This is a genomic window from Thermopolyspora sp. NPDC052614 (genome assembly GCF_040678635.1).
Taxonomy (GTDB): Bacteria; Actinomycetota; Actinomycetes; order Streptosporangiales; family Streptosporangiaceae; genus Thermopolyspora.
The window spans coordinates 33,600-55,174 of the sequence record NZ_JBFATZ010000028.1 but is presented as its reverse complement, the minus strand read 5'-3'; the positions used below and the strand labels follow the sequence as shown (position 1 = coordinate 55,174).

Annotated in this window: 16 protein-coding genes; 6 read left to right on the top strand and 10 right to left on the bottom strand. The window is 72.6% G+C overall.

Going from position 1 to position 21,575, the window contains the following annotated elements; all coding sequences use genetic code 11:
• Positions 1–22 precede the first annotated feature (22 nt).
• The 4 genes from AB0K60_RS35150 to AB0K60_RS35135 form a co-directional block, all read right to left on the bottom strand.
• Entirely contained in the window at positions 23–826 is an 804-nt protein-coding gene (locus AB0K60_RS35150; protein ID WP_364065309.1) for an SAM-dependent methyltransferase, read from the bottom strand.
• Between the two features lie 332 nt (positions 827–1,158).
• Positions 1,159–2,415, bottom strand: a complete 1,257-nt coding sequence (locus tag AB0K60_RS35145) for an MFS transporter (protein ID WP_364065305.1) — start codon at positions 2,413–2,415, stop codon at positions 1,159–1,161.
• Positions 2,416–2,768: 353 nt separating this feature from the next.
• A complete protein-coding gene (locus AB0K60_RS35140; RefSeq protein ID WP_364065303.1) occupies positions 2,769–3,218 on the bottom strand; it encodes a MarR family transcriptional regulator in 450 nt (149 codons plus the stop codon).
• 320 nt (positions 3,219–3,538) lie between these two features.
• Entirely contained in the window at positions 3,539–3,994 is a 456-nt protein-coding gene (locus AB0K60_RS35135) for a carboxymuconolactone decarboxylase family protein (RefSeq protein WP_364065300.1), read from the bottom strand.
• Positions 3,995–4,139: 145 nt separating this feature from the next.
• On the opposite strand from AB0K60_RS35135, the gene AB0K60_RS35130 reads away from it, so the two are divergent.
• Positions 4,140–5,636 (top strand): PLP-dependent aminotransferase family protein, encoded by a 1,497-nt coding sequence (locus AB0K60_RS35130; RefSeq protein WP_364065297.1) that lies wholly within the window; start codon positions 4,140–4,142, stop codon positions 5,634–5,636.
• Here the strand turns inward: AB0K60_RS35130 and AB0K60_RS35125 are convergent.
• Complete coding sequence (locus AB0K60_RS35125) at positions 5,596–6,336, bottom strand: GNAT family N-acetyltransferase (RefSeq protein ID WP_364065294.1); 741 nt, start codon at positions 6,334–6,336, stop codon at positions 5,596–5,598. The genes AB0K60_RS35130 and AB0K60_RS35125 overlap by 41 nt on opposite strands.
• Before the next feature lie 289 nt (positions 6,337–6,625).
• Positions 6,626–8,053, bottom strand: a complete 1,428-nt coding sequence (locus tag AB0K60_RS35120) for an NCS2 family permease (protein ID WP_364065428.1) — start codon at positions 8,051–8,053, stop codon at positions 6,626–6,628.
• A 284-nt stretch (positions 8,054–8,337) separates the two neighbouring features.
• On the opposite strand from AB0K60_RS35120, the gene AB0K60_RS35115 reads away from it, so the two are divergent.
• Complete coding sequence (locus AB0K60_RS35115; protein WP_364065291.1) at positions 8,338–8,745, top strand: DUF2530 domain-containing protein; 408 nt, start codon at positions 8,338–8,340, stop codon at positions 8,743–8,745.
• A 33-nt stretch (positions 8,746–8,778) separates the two neighbouring features.
• On the opposite strand, the gene AB0K60_RS35110 is transcribed toward AB0K60_RS35115, so the two are convergent.
• A complete protein-coding gene (locus AB0K60_RS35110; RefSeq protein WP_364065288.1) occupies positions 8,779–12,147 on the bottom strand; it encodes a hypothetical protein in 3,369 nt (1,122 codons plus the stop codon).
• 70 nt (positions 12,148–12,217) lie between these two features.
• Complete coding sequence (locus tag AB0K60_RS35105) at positions 12,218–13,066, bottom strand: DUF3027 domain-containing protein (RefSeq protein ID WP_364065285.1); 849 nt, start codon at positions 13,064–13,066, stop codon at positions 12,218–12,220.
• 78 nt (positions 13,067–13,144) lie between these two features.
• Here AB0K60_RS35105 and AB0K60_RS35100 point away from each other — a divergent pair, with 78 nt between their 5' ends.
• Positions 13,145–14,998: an MFS transporter gene (locus AB0K60_RS35100; protein WP_364065282.1), complete on the top strand. Its 1,854-nt coding sequence runs from the start codon at positions 13,145–13,147 to the stop codon at positions 14,996–14,998.
• A gap of 50 nt (positions 14,999–15,048) precedes the next feature.
• Here the strand turns inward: AB0K60_RS35100 and AB0K60_RS35095 are convergent, their stop codons facing one another.
• Both AB0K60_RS35095 and AB0K60_RS35090 read right to left on the bottom strand, forming a co-directional pair.
• A complete protein-coding gene (locus AB0K60_RS35095) occupies positions 15,049–15,447 on the bottom strand; it encodes a cold-shock protein (RefSeq protein WP_364065279.1) in 399 nt (132 codons plus the stop codon).
• 64 nt (positions 15,448–15,511) lie between these two features.
• Positions 15,512–16,135, bottom strand: a complete 624-nt coding sequence (locus tag AB0K60_RS35090; RefSeq protein WP_364065276.1) for an HAD hydrolase-like protein — start codon at positions 16,133–16,135, stop codon at positions 15,512–15,514.
• 183 nt (positions 16,136–16,318) lie between these two features.
• On the opposite strand from AB0K60_RS35090, the gene AB0K60_RS35085 reads away from it, so the two are divergent.
• The 3 genes from AB0K60_RS35085 (at position 16,319) to AB0K60_RS35075 (ending at position 21,391) form a co-directional block, all read left to right on the top strand.
• On the top strand, positions 16,319–17,017 hold the full coding sequence (locus tag AB0K60_RS35085; protein WP_364065273.1) for a helix-turn-helix domain-containing protein: 699 nt from the start codon (positions 16,319–16,321) through the stop codon (positions 17,015–17,017).
• 4 nt (positions 17,018–17,021) lie between these two features.
• Entirely contained in the window at positions 17,022–19,439 is a 2,418-nt protein-coding gene (locus tag AB0K60_RS35080; RefSeq protein WP_364065270.1) for a helicase C-terminal domain-containing protein, read from the top strand.
• 305 nt (positions 19,440–19,744) lie between these two features.
• Complete coding sequence (locus AB0K60_RS35075) at positions 19,745–21,391, top strand: DNA repair helicase XPB (RefSeq protein WP_364065267.1); 1,647 nt, start codon at positions 19,745–19,747, stop codon at positions 21,389–21,391.
• Positions 21,392–21,575 lie beyond the last annotated feature (184 nt).

Sequence of the window (21,575 nt, the reverse complement as noted above, 5' to 3'; positions counted from 1 at the left end):
GGTTGGCGCGGATGAGTGTGGGCTAGGGCTTGCGGCCCATGCCGGCTGCGAGCCAGGTGGAGGGTGGGGCGTGGTCCACGTCGGGGTGCCAGTCGGCGCCGTCGACGAGGCCGGGGTCTACCAGGTCCAGGTTTGTGAAGAACTCGCGGATGCGGTCGCGGGTGCGCAGGGTCATGGATTCGCGGACCTTGTCGAAGGCCCGTACGAAGGGCTCCAGGGACTCGGGGGGCGGGCCGTCGGAGGTCATGTGGGTGATGGTCAGGTAGCTGCCGGATGGTATGGCGTCGCGGAAGCAGGCGACCAGGCCGTCCGGGTCGTCCTCGTCGGGGATGAGGTGGAGGAGGGCGACGAGCATGACCGCGACCGGGCGGTCGAAATCGATCAGGGCCGTGACGTCGGGGTGGTTGAGGATTTCCTTGGGGCGTCGGGCGTCCGCCTGGATGGCCTTCGCGTACGGGTTGCGGTGGAGCAGCGTGCGGTAGTGGATGAAGACGACCGGGTCGTAGTCCACGTAGACGACGCGGGTGGTGGGGTCGATCTCGTGGGCGATTTGGTGGATGTTGTCACGGTCCGTCGGCATGCCGCAGCCGACATCGATGAACTGCCGGATGCCGGCGTCGAGGAGGTAGCGGACGGCCCGTTCCAGAAAGCGCCGGTTCTCCACGGTCGGGTACTGCCAGCGGCCGACGATTCGCTTCAGGGAGATCAGTACGGAGGCGACCTCGCGGTCGGCGGCGAAGTGGTCCTTGCCGCCGATCAGGTAGTCGTAGATACGTGCGTCCGCCGCGATCGTCGGATCGAACTCTGGTAGGGACGACCCACCCACTTATCGCCTCCCTGTAGCCGGTCACCAAGCATACGCTGCTTACCTACAAATAACAGAGCGAAGCGGGTCAGAACGCCCGATGGATGAGGGGCTGTGGGGCACGGTCCACACGGCTATGGCGTTCCCGCTCCGGATGGGCGCCCGGCGAGGGCGGGAACGATCACACGGTGGCTTCTTCTCGTGGTTGCGGAGCGACCGGACCACGGACATCCGCCCCGCCGGGGCCACCGGAGCATTTCCGCGTACGCGGGACCGGTGGCTGCTGCCAGGCGCTCCGGACGGCCGCGCCCGTCACCGCCCGGGAGGCGGTGACGGGCGGGTGCGTCAAGTGGTCAAGAGGAGGTGCGGGCGATGGCGGATTGCGGCGGGGTGGGCGGTGTCTTCGGGCGGCGGTGCCGACGCGTGATGAGCTTGGTGATCAGAGGGGCGGTGGCGGTGCCCGCGACGCACAGCGTGCCCGCGACCATCATGGCGACGCGAGGACCGGCGATCTCACCGAGCCAGCCGATGAAGGGTGCGCCGATGGGGGCGCCGCCGGTGAAGACCAGGATGAACAGGCCCATGACGCGTCCGCGCATCTCGGCGGAGGCACCGAGTTGCACCGTCGAGTTCGCGGTCGTGTTGGCGGTGATGAGCGCCATGCCGACCGGGACCAGCAGGACCAGGAACACCGGGTAGACGGGGGCGAAACCGGCCGCGATCTGGAAGAGGCCGAAGCCGGCCGCGCCGCCCAGCAGGAGCCGCCGCGACGGGCGGACCCGGCGTGCCGCCATCAGGCCGCCCGCCAGGGCACCGATCGCGAACGCGCTGGAGGCGATGCCGAACGAGGACGCGCCCGCGCCGAAGACCTCCCTCGCCATCAGCGCGACGCTGGTGGAGAAGCTCTGCATGAACAGCGCCATGAAGGCCACGACGATGATCGGCATCAGCAGGTCGGGGCGTTGCCGTACATAGCGCAGGCCCTCGCGGAGCTGGCCCTTCGCCCGTGGGACGGGCTTGGACGGGTGCAGCTCGGAGCGGCGCATCAGCAGCAGGCCGCAGATCACGGCGGCGAACGACAGCGAGTTGATCAGGAAGATCGGGCCGGTGCCGCCGAACCAGTAGATCAGCACGCCGGCGACGGCGGGGCCGACCACACGGGCCAGGTTGAAGCTGGAACTGTTGAGCGCGATCGCGTTGGTGAGGTCGTCGGGGCCGACCATCTCGACCACGAAGGACTGACGGGTCGGCACCTCCACGCACGCCACGCAACCGAGCGCGAACGCCATCAGGTAGACGTGCCACACCTGCGCGGTCCCGGTCACGACGAGCAGGCCGGTGGTGAGGGCGAGCAGGCCCATCAGGGTCTGTGCGATCACCAGGACGCGGCGCTTGGCGTAACGGTCGGCGATCACGCCGCCCCACAGGCCGAACAGCAGAACCGGGAGGAACTGCAGCGCGGTCGTGATGCCGAGCGCGGTGCCGCTGCCGCCGGTGAGGTCGAGCACCAGCCAGTCCTGTGCGGTGCGCTGCATCCAGGTGCCGATGTTGGAGATGACCCCGCCGGAGGCGAACAGGCGGTAGTTGCGGATGCGCAGCGACCGGAACATGCCGCCGCGTTCTTTCGGGGTCTCGCCGGTTTCCGGTGTCTCTTCGGTCTGACGGACCTCTGTCTTCCGGGTCCTCTCGGGCTGCGGGACCGGTCCAAGTGGGGTCGAGTCCGACGCCTCGTCGTCCACAGGCTGTGGACGAGTCTCGACGACGGGCACCGCGGCGTCCGCCACGGCCGCGTCCGAGGCCGCGACCGCCCTGGCCGCGTCGGCGTGAGCGGCGTCCGAACCGGGGGCACCTGAGCCCACGCTCAAGCCGCTCGGGGCGGGGGCGCCGGCAACCGGGCGCTCCAGGGCGGTGACGCCCGCGCCGGAGGCGCTCAGGTTTACGGCGCCCCTGCCGGAGATGCCGCCTACATCTGGGACAGCTTCTCCAGGATCGGCGCCGCCGCGCGCAGCGTGGCCCGTTCCTCCGGCGTCAGCTCCTTCAACTGCCGGGCCAGCCACGCCTCCTTCAAGAGGCGTTCCTCGTTCAGCAGCGCGGCTCCCGCATCGGTGCACTTCACGCTCACCTGGCGCCGGTCTGTCGGATGCGGCGTGCGCTCGACCAACCCGCGATCTTCCAGTACGGCGATCACCCTGGTCATCGAGGGCGGCTGCACCTTCTCGAACTCGGCCAGTTCGCCGGGGGTTATCCCGGGATGACGCTCCACGGTGGCAAGCGTCGCGACCTGGGTGGCTGTCAGTGAGTGCCCGGCCGCCTGCTTTCGCAGGCGCCGGTTCAACCGGGCCAGCGACACTCGCAGCGCCGAGGCCAGCCTCGCGTCCCCGCGTAGGCTCGTTCTGGGTGGATTCGTTAGCATAGGTCATTACCTTTGCTAACTATATCAGCGGTCACGGCATTCCTTCCAGCGGGTCCCTTTCCGCCGGGCTCCGCGAGCGGATCGGCCCTCTCCGATCCCCCAACCCGCAAAGCCTCGGTACCCGTCTGTCAAGAATGACCCAAGCCGCACGCCCCCACGACGCTCGTCCCCGCCCCACCCGCGAATCCGCCCCAATCGGGCACTCTCCCCCGCCAGGACGCCGCCCCCGGCGCGTTCCAGGCCCGCGCCCCGGGCTCCCGCCGAGGGCCCGCCACACGCGCGGCGGGCCCTCGCGGCCAGGTCGCCCTTTTCGGGTTGTGTCAGCCTTTGTACGACTCCGGCACCATGCGGGTGGCCACGCCGATGCGGTTCCAGGCGTTGATGGTGGCGATGGCGACGACGAGCTGCGCGAGGGTGTGCTCGTCGAAGTGCTTGGCGGCCTGGTCCCACACCTCGTCGGGCACGCGGTCGCCGCCCTCGCTCAGCCGGGTGGCGGCCTCGGTCAGGGCGAGGGCCGCGCGCTCCTCCTCGGTGAAGAACGGCGCCTCCCGCCAGACGGCCACCGCGTACAGGCGCTCGTCGGTCTCACCGCCCTTCTTGGCGTCCGCGGAGTGCATGTCCACGCAGTAGGCGCAGCCGTTGATCTGGCTGGCACGCAGTCTCACCAGCTCCAGCAGCGGCGCGGGCAGCGTGGAACGGCTCAGGTACTTCTCCAGGCCGAGCATCGCCTCGTACGCCGCCGGTTCGAGTGCGCTTAGGTTCATGCGAGCGGTCACGGTCATCCCCTCCTCGTGTCCGGCCGTACGGCGCGCGCCGCCGTACGGGCCCATCGGAAGTCGTGCCCTACCTTAGAAAGGTCATTTGTCCTCAATAAGATCCAATTCTTGGGCAAGTTGACTGGGCCAATCGGGAGGAGGAGCGGTGGACTTCCACGTCACCCTCACCGGCCGCGGCGACCTGGCCGCGCGGATCTACCGGCAGCTTCTTGAGGCGATCCTCGACGGGCGGCTGCGCGCCGGGGAACGGCTGCCGCCGACGCGCGAGCTGGCGCGGCGGCTTGAGGTGTCGCGCAACACGGTGGCCGTCGCCTATGAGCGGCTCACCGCCGAGGGGTTCGTCACCGCGCGGGTCGGCGCGGGCACGTTCGTGTCCGTGGACCCGCTCGCCCGCCCGCGACCGCGCCGCGCCCCCGGCGATCTCGCCCGCAACGCGCCGGTGGGGGGCGGGGTCGGGCCGCGCCCGCTGTGGCAAGCGATCCCGCTGTGGCCCAAGCGACGCGCCCAGGCGCCGTACGACTTCCAGGTGGGCGTCCCGGACCCGGCGTTGTTCCCGCTGGAGTCGTGGCGGCGGCTGGTGTCGCGGGAGCTGCGCTCGTCGACGCTGCACTCGGCCGACTACATCGATCCCGCCGGGCACCACGGCCTCCGTACGGCTATCGCCCGACATATCGGCATTTCGCGTTCGGTCCGCGCCGGAGCCGACGACGTCCTGGTCACCAACGGCGCGCAACAGGCCCTCGACCTCATCGGCCGGGTGCTCATCGAGCCGGGCGACCAGGTGGCGGTCGAGGAGCCCGGATACCCGCCCGCGCGGCTGCTGTTCCGCTCGCTCGGCGCACGCGTGACCGGCGTGCCGGTGGACGCCGAAGGGCTCGACGTGGCGGCCATCCCCTCGGCGGCCCGGCTGGTCTACGTGACGCCGTCACATCAGTTCCCGCTCGGCACGCCCATGTCGCTGGCGCGCCGTACGGCCCTGCTCGACTGGGCCGAGCGGCGCCGCGCGGTGGTGATCGAGGACGACTACGACAGCGAGTTCCGCTTCTCCGACCGCCCCTTGGAGCCGCTGCAGAGCCTCGACCGCAGCGGACGGGTGATCTACGTCGGCTCGTTCTCCAAGTCGACGCTGCCGATGCTGCGCCTCGGCTTCCTCGTCGCCCCCGCCTCGCTGCGGCCCGCGCTGCTGACGGCCAAACGCCTCTCCGACTGGCACGGCCACTACCCGCACCAGGCGGCGATGGCCCGCTTCATCGACGAGGGCCTGCTGGCCCGGCACATCAGGAAGGCGAACCGCGTCTACGCCGCCCGCCACGGCCGCATCCTCACCACCCTGCGCCTCGACTTCGCCGCCTGGCTCGACCCGATCCCCTCCGCCGCTGGCCTGCACCTGTGCGCACGCCTCACCGACGCCGTCGATTCGCGCCAGGTGCTCGCCCGCGCCGCCGAACTCGGCGTGGCCGTCGAATCGGTCGCCGGCTACCACGCCGAGACCGTCCCGGATCGCCCCGCGCTCGTCCTCGGCTACGGCGCGATCCCCCTGGACCGGATCGACGAGGGCCTGACCCGCCTCGCCGCCGCCTTCCGCGAGGCCGCCGGCGCCGTCAGGGAGACGTCCAGAAGTGATAGCCGTGCGAGTAGATGAACCCGGCCCGCTCGTAGAGCCGCCGCGCCACGCCGTTGTCCCGCTCCACCTGCAGGTAGAGCCGCTCGGCCCGCTGCCCGGCCGCCCACCGCGCGCCCGCGCCGAGCACCGACCGCGCCACGCCCCGGCGGCGGTGCTCCGGCGCGGTCGCCATGCAGAAGACGCCCGCCCATCGTGACCCGCCGACGACGAGCCCCATCCCCACCGGGTGCCCTTCTTCCCACACGCTGAGAAAGGCCGCGGGCGCAGAGATACGCGAGATGACCGACGTCGCCACGACTTCGCTGTCGTCGTGGTGGTCCAGCTCGGTGAAGACCTTGACCCACGTGTCCGGCGTCTCCTCGACCTCGACCGGCACCTGCGGGTCCGCGGCGACGTCCTCGACGGCGGCCGTCAGCACGGCGGTCCGGCCCCCGACGCTGTAGCCGCGCTCGCCCAGCATCGCGTCCAGGCTCGGATGGCACTCGACCGGGCTCACCTGCACGCGCACCGGCACGCCGTGCTCACGGTAGAACTCCTCCACCGCCTCGACGGACTTCGCGCCGTTGATCGGCGTCAGCGCCGAGTTCGACCGCCGCCGCGACACCCCGGGCGTACGGCGCAGCAGCCACCCGTCGCGTTCCTCGACGATCGCCGCGGGCCAGGCCTGAGCGGCGTGCAGGTCCATCTCCCTAATCGCCGACATCCGATCAGACTTCATCGGGTTGACACCTTCCGCTCATCGCCGCTCATCGACGTCCCGCCATGCGCGAGTGGTCCATCGACACGACGGCGGGTGCCCGCCCCGCGCATGGGGCGGCCGCCGGCTTCCCGCCGGACACGAATCGTCACACCACCGAGGTCTGGATCGCCGCCGCACGATGATGCCGCATGATGATATGGGCCCGACACGATCAACCGCGAGTCAATGCCGAAAGCCACGCCTCGTCCCCGCGCCGGGCCGATCGCCTCCGGGCGGCCCCGGAGGCGATCCCGTGACGTCCGGGGCGTCAGGAGACGCCGGTCAGGATCTCGATGGCGCCGCGCGCGAAGTAGAGGACGAAGAGTCCGGCGACGACCCACAGCAGCGGGTGGATCTCGCGGGCCTTGCCCTTCACCACCTTGATCAGCACGTAGGCGATGAACCCGGCGCCGATGCCATTGGCGATGGAGTACGTGAACGGCATCAGGACGATCGTGAAGAACGCGGGGATGGAGATCTCGTAGTCGCCGAAGTCGATGTCGCGGACCGCGGTCATCATCAGGAAGCCGACGACGACCAGGGCCGGAGCCGCCGCCTCGTACGGCACGATTTGGACCAGCGGCGCCAGGAACGTGGCGAGCAGGAACAGCACGCCGGTGACGACGCTGGCGAAGCCCGTGCGGGCGCCCTCGCCCACGCCTGCGGCGGATTCGATGTAGGTGGTGTTGGACGAGGTGGACGCCGCGCCGCCAGCGGCCGCCGCGATCGAGTCGACCAGGAGGATCTCGCGGGTCTTGGGCAGGGTGCCGTCGGGACGCAGCAGCCCCGCCTGGCCGCCGACGCCGACGACGGTGCCCATCGTGTCGAAGAAGTCGGTGATCAGCAGGGTGAAGACGAGCAGGACGACGAGGATGACCGAGACCCTGCTGAAGGCGCCGAACGGGCTGACCTGCCCGATCAGGGAAAAGTCGGGGAGGTCGACGACGGCGCTCGGCCACTGCGGCACGTTCAGGCGCCACCCGCCGGGGTTGGGCTGTCCGTTCGGGCCGATGGCGCCCCCGGCCTTGGCGATCGCCTCCACGATGATCGCGACGATCGTCATGCCGACGATGCCGATGAGGATCGCGCCCCGCACCCGGCGGGCGACCAGCGCCGCGGTGGCCAGCAGGCCGATCGCGAAGACCAGGATGGGCCAGCTCGTGAGCACGCCGCCGATGCCCAGCTCGACCGGCACGGTGGTGTTCGCGACGTCCGGGATCCGCCGGATGAAACCGGCGTCCACGAAGCCGATCAGCGCGATGAACAGGCCGATGCCCACGCTGATCGCGGTCTTCAACTGGGCCGGGATGGCGTGGAACACCGCCGTGCGGAACCCGGTCAGCACCAGCACGGTGATGATGAGTCCTTCGAGCAGGACCAATCCCATCGCGTCCTCCCACGACATTTGGGAGGCGATGCCGAAGGCGACGAACGCGTTGAGCCCGAGCCCGGCCGCGAGCGCGAACGGCACGTTCGCCACCACGCCCATGAGGATCGTCATCAGGCCGGCGACCAGCGCCGTCGCGGCGGCGACCAGGGCCAGGTTCGGTGCCGCGCCGTCGCCGAGGTACTGCCCGTCGGCGTCCTTCGCGGTTCCGATGATCAAGGGGTTGAGGACCACGATGTACGCCATCGTGAAGAACGTGGCCAGACCGCCGCGTACCTCTTGGCCCACGGTCGAGCCACGCTCAGAGATGCGGAAGAAACGGTCGAGCGTGCTGTTTGCGGTTGTCTTAGGTTGCTTCGGGGCTTCAAGGGGCGTTTCGTCAGTTGGTTCGCTCACGCGCGCAGAGTGACAGCCGGTAACCGACACGGGAAGACCCACGCGGAGACAGTGACGCTTTCGCAACCATTTCGTGCACGACTCGCGCCCCTTCGCACCGGGTCCGCCCCTGCCCCGGACACCGGCGTCTACCTGGCCCTTTGCCTCCGGGCGTAGTGACCCGACCGTTTGGACGGGCCGTCGCTTAGTCTTTAGACGTGAGCCAGCCGAACCGCCGGGACCTGGAGCCGTTGCAGACCAACGACACGGCGACGATCCTCGTCGGCACCGCGCTGTGGGTGATCGCGCTGATCGTCCTGCTGATCGCGCAGCCCGGCCCCGACCAGCGCTGGTGGATCTGGACCTGTGTGGCCGGCATCGCGGGCGGCATCTTCGGCCTCGGGTACGTCCGCCGCTCCGCCCGCGCCCGCGGCGCCCGGCGACCGGCCGCCGCGCCCGGGGAACAGGCGGAGGTCACGCAGCGCGGCCAAGGCGCCCCGGACGTACAGGACGCCTCAAGCACCTCAAGCACCTCGGACACGCAACGCATGACGGGAGCACCGGACGCCGAGGAGGCGCAGGTGGAGGAGCCCATTCCGCCGCGGCGCTCCGGCGGCGCTCCCTGACGCGGCCCGTCCGCGCCGAACGGGCCGCCGGGCTCAGGCGGAGCCGTCGAGATCCGCCTCGGCCAGGAGCAGCGGTACGGCCGACGGGTTGTGCAGCAGGGCCGCCACGGCCAGCCGGTCGCTCCACTGGCCGCTCGCCCAGGCCAGGCCGCGGGCCAGGCCCTCGATGCCCGAGGCGTGGATGACGCCCTCGTGGAACCGCCACGATACCGGGTGCCCGTCGACCAGAAGCCGCTCGTGCTCGACGTACGTGGGCGGCGCGGCGGGCAGCAAGGAGCGGACCTGCGGCGGGACGGGCCGTTCGACGCCGGAGGAGGTGACCTCGCCGGACACGAGCTCGCCCACCAGCGGCAGGTCGAGGACCTCCGACAGCGCCTCGGCCAGGTCGAAGGGGGCGAGCACGAGGGGCCGGGAGGCGACCAGCGCAAGCAGGTCGGGGGCCTCCACCACGACGGGGGCGCCCGGCGCGACGGAGGCCTCGTCGCCGGGGGCGCTCGATCCGTCCGGGCCGATGACGGTGCCGTCCTCGGCGTCCGCGACGACGATCTCGCCGTTGAGCACGGCGCGGATCGTCTGCGGCGGGGTGACGCGCTCGGGGGGCAGCGCGGCGATCGCCGTCCAGATGGCGCGCAGCTGGGCGCGGTCCACCTCGCGGGCCGGGTCGGCGAGCAGCCCGAGCAGCTCGTCGGGGCCGCCGTGCGAGGCGAGCAGGTCCGGCAGCGTCGTACGCACGCCGATCAGGGACAGCGCGGCGCGGTCGATGGCCGGCGGGGCGTCGCCGTACAGGCCGAAAAGCAGCGGGTCGGCGTCGGTCAGGCGCAGGGACGTGGGCACCCGGCCGTCGAGCACCGGGTGGGTGCTGAGCCACCACGAGGTGTAGGAGGGGACCTCGATCGTCTCGCCGTCGACGACGATCCGCGCCGGCTGCAGGGCGGCGCGCAGCGGCGGCCGGGACAGCAGGGCGAGCGCCGCCGGCCAGTCGGCGACGTACTCCAGGTCGCGGACGGCGACGAACTCGCGCACGACCGGCGGCACGTCGTAGTCCGGCAGCAGGTCGAGGACGGCGTCCACCCACTCGTCCTCAAGGTCGAGGTCGTGGTCGCACTCCTCGCGGTCGAGCACCACGTCGGCGTCGGAGACGGTGGCGAAGCCGTCCAGGACGCCCGCCGCCTCAAGCACGCGCGAGCCGTACCGCTCGACCAGGTCGGGGGCGGCCACGCCGAAGGGGACGTCGGAGTCGACGATCCGCGCCATCGCCCCGTCGCGGAGCAGCAGCTCGCCCGCCGCGTACACCTCGCCGTCGGCGCCGCGCAGCGCGAGCTCGGCGAGCCAGGGCGCCTCCCCGGCGGTGAGCCCGGCGGCCTCCACCAGGGTGAGCACGGCCTGCGCGACGGGCTCGGGGTCGGCGCTGTCGATCGACGCGGAGACGGCGGCGTGCGTCAGCGGATCCTCAAGCACGGTACGCGGCGTCGCCTCGGCGGCCCCGAGCCGCAGCAGCAGCGGATGCGCCGCGTCCGCGTGCACGATCCGCAGCCCGAGGGGGGCGAGCACGGCGGCGTCGAGCCGCGCACGCCGCCCGGCCTTCCGCGCCCCGTCCGCCGCCTCGTCCGCCGATCCGTCCGCCGATTCGTCCGCCGATCCGTCTGCCGCCTCGTCCACCGTCCCGTCCCCGCCGGACGCGCCGTCGGCGTCCCCGGCGAGCAGCCGCGCCGCCGCGGCCCTCTCCTCGTCCGAGACGTCCTCGTCGCCGGGCTCGGGAACCGACAGCAGCAGCGTGCCCCGGGGACCGCGGACCAGGCGGCCGTCGGCGAGCGGGACCGGGATGGCGCCGATCGCCTCCAGGTCGTCGGCGGGCAGAACCTCGTAGAGGGACCGCCACCAGGCGGGATCCTTGCCCTCAACCGCCTCGCCGGAGAGCATGTCGACCACGTCGGCGATCTCCACCCGCCGCACCCCGAGCGTGGTGAGCGCGGGGCTCCGGTACGGCCAGCCCGCCGGGAGCAGCCCCGGCACCATCTCAGCGATCTTGGCGAGGAACTCCGCGGGACCGGCGACCACGGACGCCTGCCGCCCGCTGACGATCCACGGCGCGCTCGCCCCGGTCCCGTCCGTGCCGCCCCCCGCGAGATCCCGCGCGGGACCGCCGTCTCCGGGACCGCGCCCGGCCGACCACCCGGATCCGGCCTCCTCGGCGTCGGCGGGCGGGGAGAGCGCGGGCAGCAGCGGCACCTCGGGGAGCCGCCGCAGGATGGCCCGCCGGATCGCCGCGTCGAGCTCGCTCCTGCCCATCAGACCGGGCACCAGGTCCAGCAGCCTCGGCGTACGCGGCAACGCGGCGAGCAGGTCCAGGTACGCCTCGGCGACCCGCTCGACGAGGAAGTCGGTGAGCGGCCCCGGCGCGACGTGCCGCCGGTCGGTCGCCATCGGGAACGTGGTGATGAGCAGCGCGGGCAGATCGAGCGGCTCGTCGCTCGGCGTCGGCGCGTGCACCACGGGAAGCACGTCCTTGGGCAGCGGGCACGGCTCCCCCGGCCCCCTGTTCTCCCTCGGCCCCCCGTCCTTCCCCGGCCCACCCTCCACCGGTACGGCCCAGCGGACCAGCCAGTACGGCCGCGCCCGCTCCTCGGTGGGCCGGTCCGCGAACAGCTCGGCGACCTGCTCGGGCGTGAACCGCCCGGACGACTCGACGACCCGCCACCCCTCGGCCGAGACCGTACGGACCTGCCCGCCCACCTCGATCTCGATGGCGCCGAGGGCGGGCATGGCCAGCGGCAGCGCCGGGCTGGTCTCCTCCAGCATGCGCCGTACCGCGATCTCGGCCGCCTCGTCCCGCATCGGCAGCACGACGACGGTGTCGAACCCCTCCGGCACCTCGGGCGCGTCCGCCGCGGCGACCGGGAACGGCAGGCGCAGCAGCGGCACGTGCCCGTCCCGGACCTTCAGCTCCGCCGCGAGCGCCGCCTCGGCCGCGACCAGCTCGGTCGTCTCGGCCCGGGACCAGCGCACGCCCCCGGTCGCCCGCGAGAGGATCAGCGGCTCGTCGCACACCGACACCACGGCGGCGAAGCCAACGCCGAAGCGCCCCACCACGCCGGTCTCGTCGCGTTTGGCCGACACCCGCAGCGTGCACAGCCCCTCCACGCCCCCCGCGTCGAGCGGCGCGCCGGTGTTGGCGGCGTACAGCACGCCGTCCCGCAGGGTGAGCCGCAACCGCCCGGAGATGCCGGCCCGCGCGGCGGCGTCGGCCGCGTTCTGCGCCAGCTCGACGACGAGCCGGTCGCGGTAGCCGCCGAGCGCGAAGTCCTCCTCGGCGTTGGCGTCCTCGCGGAACCGCGCCGGGGACGCGGCCCAGGCCGCGAGCACGGTCTGCCGCAGACGCGCGGTGTCAAAGGTATCGCTCATGGTGCGGTGTCCCCTAGGAAACGGTGCGGCGACGCCCGGGTGCACCGGGCGTCGCCGTCGATGAGCAGGGTCAGGAGTGGCCGAGAGGCTCGGACGCGGTCTCGTCGACCGAGCCCGGCGGCGGCTCCTCCTCCTCGCGGCCCTCCTCCCCGGCCGCGATCGGGGCGGGCACGTCCACCAGGTCGTAGCCCAGATCGTCCAGGATGGGCGCGGCGGTCTCGACCGGGGCGGGCTGCACGCTCGCCTCGGAGTGGGCGCCGCAGCCGTGGTCGGCGGCGACGACGCGGCCGTCGTCCGGCGCGAACTCGTTGGCGCACACGCCGAAGCCGCGCCCGAGCGTCCCGGCGAGCGGCCAGTAGAAGCCGCAGGTGGAGCACTGCGCGGGGGCGGCGTGCGCGATCGGGGTGTGCGGACCGTGCTCGCTGGCGTGCCAGCGCCGCACGGCCAGGTCACGGCCGTAGGGGGACAGCACGCGCGCCCGCCCGAGGCCGTACTCGAAAATCATCTGCCGGTCGGTGTCGTCGCCGGTCATGGTGTAGCCGGGCACGAGCCGGTCGTCGTCGGCCGGCGTCGGGAGCAGGTCGCCGACGCCGAGGTCGCCGGGGCGCAGCCGCTCGCTCCACGGAACCCAGGTGGGCGGCATGAGCGCGTCCGAGCCGGGAAGCAGCACGGTCTCGCTCACGGTCACGTTGCGGGCGCGGGAGGCGCGGGCGACGGTGATGGCCCACCGCCAGCCGCGGTAGGCCCGGTCAAGGCAGGCGAAGTAGTGTGTGACCACACGATCGCCTTCGACGTCGAAACCCAGGTGCTCGCCCACCTCGCCCGGCCGGGCGATCTCCTCGGCCGCCTGCCGGGCCAAGTCGACGGCGTCCGCGCAGGCCTGGTCGGCGACGGGGGTTCGGGTGCGGGTACGACTCACGGTTCAATTTTCCCCCATGCCGCGAGCGGACAGGACCGGTCGGGTTCGGTAAGACTGGATTGCCGGAAAGGGGGTGACATGGCGGGTGCGTGGGAGCGGGCCCGGCGTACGGCCTCGGGGGTCGCCAAAACCACCGCGCGGGCCGGCCGGAAGACGTTCCGCGCCGGTCGCGCCGCCGCGCACACCACCGCACGGGCCGGCCGGGGGATCGGCCAGGCCACCCGCCGGCTGACGCACGCCCAGGGGGCGGGCCGTACCGGGCTCGGCCGCCTGATCGAGGTGACCGCCACGCACAGCGCCGGGGACGCGTTCGTCACGGTCGCCCTGGCGGGCACGCTGTTCTTCGGGCTGCCCGTCAACCAGGCGCGCGGGCAGGTCGCCCTCTACCTGTTGATCACGATGGCGCCGTTCGCGGTGGTCGCGCCGTTCGTCGGGCCGGTGCTCGACCGGTTCAGGTCCGGGCGGCGGTACGTGATGGCGGGCACGATGTTCGCCCGGGGGCTGCTGTGCTGGGCGATGGCGGCGGCGGTCGGGCCCGCGGACACGTTCACGCTGTTCCCGGCGGCGCTCGCCGTGCTGGTGTTGAGCAAGGCGTACAACGTCTCCCGGGCGGCGATCATGCCGAGCGTGCTGCCGCCGGACGTCACGCTGGTGCGGGCGAACGCGCGGGTGACGCTGTTCGCGCTGGTCGCGGCGGGCGCGGGCGCGGCGCTTTCGACCGGGCTGACCGCGTGGCTGGGCGCGGCGTGGGTGCTGCGCGGCACGATGGTGCTGTTCCTCGCCGCCGGGGTGGCCACGGTACGGCTGCCGCGTCACGTCGACTCCCCCGACATCGAGGACGAGCGCGACGAGTACCGCGACGAGTACGCCGCGCCCGGCGAGACGCGCGACGCCGGGGACGGCCCGGACGTCTCGGACGCACCGAACGTGGGGTGCGACGCTCCGCGTGAGCCCGGCGACGCGGCGGGCACCCGCCCCTACACGCAGCCCGGCGCTCCCCCTGTGGCCGACGACGGGGAGACCCTGCCCGGTCTTCCCGCCCTCCGGCCCGCCGACGCCTCCGCCGCCGACCGGACTCTGCCCCTGCCCGAGCCCCTGCACGAACCGCCGTCCGAGCCCCAGGGGGACCACGACGATCACGGGGCCCACAGGGACACTGACGACCACGAGGACCACGACGCGTCGCGCCCGGCCGAGGAGGTCGGCGCGTTCGCCGAGCAGGGCAACGAGCCCACCGCCCGCGCCGGGCGCCGGCAGCGGTTGCGCGCTCTGCTCGACGTCGGCCCAGCGGTCGCCGAATCGATGTACGCCAACATCGCCACCCGCGTCCAGGGCGGCTTCCTGCTGTTCTTCCTGCTCTTCCTCGTGCAGGAGGGCGGCCTGCCCGGATTGTCCACCGAGGTCACGATCGCCGTCCTCGCCGCCGCCGCGGGCGCGGGCGGCCTGCTCAGCTCCAGCGTCGCCTCCTGGATGCGCGGCCGGTCCCCGCAGCTCATCGTCCTGGTCACGCTCGCCCTGGCCACGGTGACCACGGTCGTCGGCGCGTTCCTGTTCACGCTGTGGTCGGCGGTCGCCGTGGCCGCCGTGGCGGCGTTCGCCCAGAACCTCGGCAAGCTCGCCCTCGACGCCATCGTGCAGCACGAGGTGGACGAGCAGGTGCGCTCGTCCACCTTCGGCGTCGTGGAATCGGTCCTGCAGATCGGCTGGGTCGGCGGCGGCCTCCTCGGCCTGCTGCTGTCCGGCTTCGTCGGCGGCCCTGCCGGATTCGGCGTCATGTCCACCGGCCTGGTCGTCACGCTCGTCTGGCTGATCGTCAACCGCCGCCGCAGGGTCGTGGCGGCCCGCGCCGCCAGACGCGAGGCCCGGCGCCAGGCCGCCGCCTCGTCCGACCGGCAGGCGGCCACCGAGCCCCTCACCCAGCCGCGCGGCTGACGACGGCCGCGTCCGGCCGGGCCGGGCCGTACGGGTGAGCAGGATCGGGATCAGCCTTCGATGTCGTCGGCCACCGCGCGCAGAACCGTGGCGATCTTCTTGGCGTGCTGTGCGTCGGGGTGCTTGCCCTTCTGGTAGGACGTGGAGACGTCGTCGAGAAGCTTGATGAGGTCCTCGACGATGACCACCATCTCGTCGGGCTTCTTCCGCTTCCCCTTTGCCTTGGCGTGCTTGGCCAGCGTCGGCGGGTGCTCCAGGATACGGACCGAAAGCGCCTGCTGCCCACGACGCCCCTCGGCCACGCCGAACTCGACTCGCTGGCCGGGCTTGAGCGACTCATGGCCTTTGGGGAGCGCGGAGGAATGCACGAACACCTCACCGCCGTCGTCGCGGGTGAGGAAACCGAAACCCTTGTCGGCGTCGTACCACTTGACCTTGCCACTCGGCACAGGGGTGACCTCGTTCAGACAGTCGTGAAGGATGAATGGAGTTAGGTTATGCCCACCTGAGAGCTCAGGTGACCGTCGAAACCGCCCCTATTTCGCGAAACCGCCAGGCGTCATACCACTCCGCGAATCCCGTCAGATCCGCGAGAACGACATCCGCACCATGATCGCGCAGTTGATCGGCGGTATAGGGTCCGGTGGCCACCGTGACGCTGAGCGCCGCGCCCGCGCGGGCCGCCGCGATGTCGGCGACGTGATCTCCGACATAGGCCGCCGCGCCGAAGTCGGCCAGCGCCGCGCCCTTGTCCGCGCCGAACACCGACCCGACCACCTCGTCCGCCTCCAGGCCGATGGCCCCCAGCGTCCGACGGGCGTCGGCGACGTTCTTGCCGGTGACGACGATGACGCCGCCCCCGGCCCGCCGTACCGCCTCGACGGCCTCGGCCGCTCCGGGCATGGCCGTGGTGGCGGGCACGGCGATGTCGGCGTAGACGCTCCGGTACAGCGCCGCGGCCTCGGGAATCTCCTCGGGCGGCAGCCAGTGCGCCAGTTCGACCTCAAGCGGCGGCCCGAGCCTGCTCGCCGCGACCGAGCCGTCGATGAACACGCCCAGGCGCTCCGACAACGCGTCGTAGACCGCCGCTATCCCGTCTCGTGTGTCGGCCAGCGTCAGGTCGAGGTCGAAACCCACCGATCTCCCCACACTTGAAGCATGCCAAATTCAGGCGCGAATGTCGTAACCCGGTGGTCATATCAGCGTCCCGGGGGTCACAGGTCATCGCGCGTCCGCCGCTCCGCGCGGATGTGACAACCAACCCGGTGGATCGGGTTTGACAACGGCGGTGGACACTAGGCTCACGCAGGAGGTACCACCATGCCCAGATCCACGCGCGAGCGAATCATCCGCGAATCACTCCGGCTTTTCGCCGAGCGGGGATACTCGGCCACGTCGGTCGCGGAAATCGAGGCCGCGTCCGGCCTGTCGCCGGGGGCGGGCGGCCTCTACCGCCATTTCCGGTCCAAGTACGAGGTGCTCGCGGCGGCGATGCATCAGCACGCGGCGCGCTCCCGGGAGCAGGTCGCCCAGGCGCTGACCGAGATGCACGCCGTCGGGGCGAGCGTCGCGCTGGAGGAGCGCCTGAGCCGACTGTGCCGCGCGGGCCTGGGCAAGGTGCGCGAGGAGCGCGAGCTGATCCAGGTCTTCTTCCGCGACCTCAGCCAGTTCCCCGAGCTGGTGGCGATCGTGCGGGAGGGGCTGCTGCAGCCGATGTTCGACGCGATCCCCGGGTGGTTCCGCGCCCAGCCCGAGTACCGGGACCTCGATGTCGACTGGCCCGCGGTCGCCGCCGTCCTCGGCGGCGCGATCGTGCACTACCGGCTGTTCAAGGAGACCGTCGGCGAGCCGCCCGGCCACGCCGCCAAGGAGGACTTCGTCGCCACCTGGGTACGGCTGGCGCAGGGCCTGCTGACCACCTCCGCCTGCCCCACGCCCGCCTCCCCCACGCCCGCCGTCGCCGGTGCCGGCGGCGGGGCGGGGGCGAGCCTGCCTGTCGGGGGGGCTCCCTACGATTGAGGGGATGACCGGGGAGTTCGCCACGTGGGTCCGGGGCCGCAGCGATGAGGAGCTGCGCGCCCTGGTGGCCGCGCGTCCCGAGCTGATCACCCCGGTCCCCGCGCACATCGAAGGGCTCGTGGCGCGGGCGACCTCCCCGTCGGCGGTGGGCCGCGCGCTCGACCGGCTGGACCGGTTCGCCCTCGCCGTCGTCGAGACGCTCGTGGTCGAGTCCGGGCCCGTGGCGTACGAGACGCTGGCGGGAGTGGTCGGCAAGGCGCTTTCCGGCGGCGACGGCGCTGGGTTTGGCGCGGATTTCGGCGCGGCGATGCGGGCGACCGTCGATCGACTGCGGGCGCTCGCCCTGGTGTACGGGCCCGACGCGGCGCTGCGGACCGCGCCCGGCGTGCGGGAGGCGCTTGACGCGCCGGCGGGGCTGGGGCCGCCCGCCCGCGAGGCGTTCCGGCACTACGCGCCCGAGCGGCTCGCCGAGATCATCGACGACCTGGGCGCGTGCGTGGCCGGGCACGGCTGTGACGCCGACGCCGGGCCGACAGGCGATCCGCGGGAGCGGCTCGCCGGGCTTCTCGCGGACCGGAAGGTCGTGGCGCGGCTGGTGGCGGAGGTGGATCCGAAGGCGCGGTCGGCGCTGGACGAGCTGACCTGGGGGCCGCCGAGCGGCCGGGTGCCGAACGCGCGGCGTGAGGTGCGGGTGGCGACGGCGCGCAGCCCCCTGGACGCGTTGCTCGCGCGCGGCCTGCTGGCCGCGACGGGCGAGGAGACGGTGACGCTGCCGCGCGAGGTGGCGCTGTTCCTGCGCGGCGGACGCGTGCATCGCGACCTGCGGTACTCGCCCGCCGAGCTGGAGGGGACGCGGCGCGAGCAGACGCGGGCGGACCGCACGGCGGCCGGGCAGGCGTTCACGTTCACCCGCTCGGTCGAGGAGCTGTGCGAGCACTGGGGGGTGGACGCGCCCGGAGTGCTGCGCACCGGCGGCCTGGCCGTGCGCGACCTGCGCCGTACGGCGAGCCTGCTCGACCTGCCCGAGCAGGCCGCCGCCCTGGTGGTGGAGGTCGCCCACGCGGCCGGGCTCGTCGCCTCGGGCGGCTCGGTCGACGGCGAGTGGCTCCCCACCCCGGCGTACGACGCCTGGCGGGTCAAGCCCGCCGAGGCCCGCTGGGCGGTGCTCGCGGCGGCCTGGCTCACCGGCGACCGCGCGCCCGGCCTCGTCGGCGACCGCGACGAGCGGGACCGGCTGCTCAACGCGCTTCACCCCGACCTGCGCCGGCCCGCCGCCGCCGAGGTCAGGCTGGCCGCCCTCGCCGTGCTCGCCGCCGCCGAGCCGGGCCTGGCGGTCGACCCCGGCGCGGTCAAGGCCAGGCTGGAGTGGGAACGCCCGCGCCGGCGCGGCCCGTACCGGGACAGGTTCGCCGAGTTCGCGCTGCGGGAGGCCGAGCAGCTCGGCGTCACCGGGCTCGGGGTGCTGTCCGCCCACGGGCGCGCGCTGATCGACGACGGCCCCGGCCGCGCCGCCGAGGTCCTCGGCCCGTTGCTGCCTGAACCCGTCGATCACGTGCTGCTGCAGGCCGACCTGACCGCCGTCGCGCCGGGGCCGCTCACCACCGAGCTGGGCCGCTGGCTGGCGCTCGCCGCCGACGTGGAGTCCAAGGGCGGCGCGACCGTGTACCGGTTCGGCGAGGAGTCGATCCGGCGGGTCCTGGACGCCGGGCACACCGCCGACGAACTGCTGTCGACGCTGGAGCGGCACTCGACGACGCCGGTGCCGCAGCCGCTGCGCTACCTCGTCGCCGACGTGGCGCGGCGGCACGGGCGCATCCGCGTCGGCACGGCGAGCGCGTACGTGCGCTGCGACGACCCGGCCGTGCTCGACGAGGTGATGGCCGACCGCCGGGCCGGGCCGCTGCGGCTGCGGCGGCTGGCACCCACCGTGGTGGTGTCGCGCACGGCCCGCACCACGCTGGTGGACTCGCTGCGGTCGATGGGGTACGCGCCCGTCGCCGAGTCGCTGGAGGGCGCCGTGCTGGTGACGCGGGCGGACACCCGGCGGGCCGAGCCCGCGTCCGCCCAGCGCGGAACGCCGGTGGCGGCCGGGCCCGAGCCGCACGTGGTGGCGGCGGCGGTGCGCGCGATCCGCGCCGGAGACGAGGCGCGGCGGGCGGCGCTGCGCCGCGCCGAGGCGCCGGACGGGGAGGTGCCGAGGTCACCGGCCTCGCTGACGATGTCCGTGCTGCAGGAGGCGATCCGCAGGGGGACGCGCGTGTGGATCGGCTACCTCGACTCGCAGGGGCACGCGACCAGCAGGATTCTGGAGCCCGCGCGGATGGAGGGCGGATATCTGACCGCGTACGACGAGACCCGGGCGGCCGTGCACCGCTTCGCGCTGCACCGCATCACCGGCGTGTCCGAGGTGGACAATGCGTAGCGCGACCTGATTGTGGCGTCCTCCAGTTGATCGCGGCCGTACCGACGGCTTGCCCGGCTTGTCGCGACGAGTCTCGGCAAAGCTCATCGCGAATATGGGACTCAAGCGTCGCCTGATTGTGTTGGATAGGGAGTGCGCCTGCTCGGCCCGCGCCGAGAGACCGGCCCGCACGACCCGCCGAGCGCCCGGACCCGGGCGACCGAGCGGGCACGGCCCGCGCACGGCGTGGCGCGTACGGCCGCCCCAACATCTCGCCACATCTCGCCCACATTTCGCCCACATCTCGCACTGACAGGAGCCGCTTTGTGAACGATGGCCCGCTGATCGTGCAGTCGGACAAGACGCTGCTGCTCGAGGTCGATCACCCGAAGGCCGATGACTGCCGCCGGGCGATCGCGCCGTTCGCCGAGCTGGAGCGCGCGCCCGAGCACGTGCACACCTACCGGGTGACGCCGCTGGCGCTGTGGAACGCCCGCGCGGCGGGGCACGACGCCGAGCAGGTCATCGACGCGCTGATCACCTACAGCCGCTATCCGGTGCCGCACGCGCTGCTCGTGGACGTGGCCGAGACCATGTCCCGGTACGGCAGGCTTCGGCTGGAGAAGCACCCGGCGCGCGGCCTGGTGCTGACCACCACCGACCGCGCCGTACTCGAGGAGGTGCTGCGCGCCAGGCGCATCAAGCCGCTGCTCGGCGAGCGCTTCGAGGACGACACGGTGGCCGTGCACCCGTCCGAGCGCGGCACGCTCAAGCAGGCGCTGCTGAAGCTGGGCTGGCCCGCCGAGGACCTGGCCGGCTACGTGGACGGCGAGCACCACCCGATCCACCTGGTCGAGGACGGCTGGAAGCTGCGCGACTACCAGCACGACGCGGCCGAGGCGTTCTGGCACGGCGGCTCGGGCGTGGTCGTGCTGCCGTGCGGGGCGGGCAAGACGATCGTCGGCGCGGCGGCGATGGCGCGGGCCCAGGCGACGACGCTGATCCTGGTCACGAATACTGTATCCGCGCACCAGTGGAAGCAGGAGCTGCTCAAGCGCACCTCGCTCACCGAGGACGAGATCGGCGAGTACACCGGGAGCCGCAAGGAGATCCGCCCGGTCACCATCGCCACCTACCAGGTGATGACCACCAAGCGGCAGGGCGTCTACCGGCACCTGGAGCTGTTCGACGCCCGCGACTGGGGCCTGATCGTCTACGACGAGGTGCACCTGCTGCCCGCGCCGATCTTCCGGATGACCGCCGACCTGCAGGCGCGGCGGCGCATCGGCCTCACCGCGACGCTGGTCCGTGAGGACGGCCGCGAGGGGGACGTGTTCTCCCTGATCGGCCCCAAGCGCTACGACGCGCCCTGGAAGGAGATGGAGAACCAGGGCTGGATCGCGCCGGCCGACTGCGTCGAGGTCCGGGTGACGCTGACCGACGACGAACGGCTCGCGTACGCGATGGCCGACCCCGAGGAGCAGTACCGCTTCTGCGCCACCACCCCGTCGAAGAACCGGGTGATCGAGGCCCTGGTACGGCGGCACGTGGGCGAGCAGGTGCTGGTCATCGGGCAGTACATCGACCAGCTCGACGAGCTGGCGGCGCATCTCGACGCCCCGGTGATCAAGGGGGAGACGCGGGTCAAGGAGCGGGAGCGGCTGTTCCAGGCGTTCCGCGACAAGGAGATCCAGGTGCTGGTGGTGTCGAAGGTCGCGAACTTCTCCATCGACCTGCCCGAGGCCGCGATCGCCATCCAGGTCTCCGGGACGTTCGGGTCACGACAGGAGGAGGCGCAGCGGCTCGGCCGGGTGCTGCGGCCCAAGGCCGACGGGGGCGGGGCCCGGTTCTACTCGGTGGTCAGCCGGGACACCAAGGACCAGGAGTTCGCCGCGCACCGGCAGCGGTTCCTCGCCGAGCAGGGGTACGCGTACCAGATCATCGACGCCGACGACGTGCTCGCGGGGGACTGACCCCGCGGGCACGTCGTCCTCCCCTCCCCTGATGCCTGGGAGAGGCTCAGGTCCAAGAAATACCCTGGGCCTTCCTCAAGCCTCTTCACCCCCTCGCTGATAACCCCCTCAACGTCATTCGCGACGTACCCCATACTCAGGCCAAAGCACGTTGAATGCGCAGTTTTTTCGATAACGGCACGCG